Source organism: Micromonospora sp. LOL_024, from assembly GCF_048060415.1.
Taxonomy (GTDB): Bacteria; Actinomycetota; Actinomycetes; order Mycobacteriales; family Micromonosporaceae; genus Micromonospora.
Genome location: NZ_JBHMIS010000219.1, coordinates 1 through 295 on the forward strand (window position 1 = coordinate 1; position 295 = coordinate 295).

Consider the following 295-nt stretch of genomic DNA (forward strand, 5'->3'; position numbering starts at 1 on the left):
GACCGCGAAACCACCACACGCCAGGACGCCGACCGGCTACGCGAGCAAATCACCACGTTGACCGGCGAACTCACCCGCCTCGACGGCGAACTGGCCGACCTGGCAACCACCCGCACCACCCTGCGCACCCTCGCCGCCGCCGAATTCACCGCCGACGACCCGACAATCGCCAGCGCCCCCTACCAGCAGATCCTGGCAGTCCTTGGTGCCGAGCCCGCCGGCATGCGCGCCAAAGGCATCTGCCTCGCCCTCGGCGTCGAGCCCTCACCGAAACACGTCGAAGGCACCCGCGCGA

1 protein-coding gene is annotated in these 295 nt (G+C 69.8%); it reads left to right on the forward strand.

The genetic code is table 11. The features are described 5' to 3' along the window. On the forward strand, positions 1-295 hold a 295-nt coding region (locus ACFHWY_RS28950; protein ID WP_416583394.1), incomplete at both ends, for a hypothetical protein.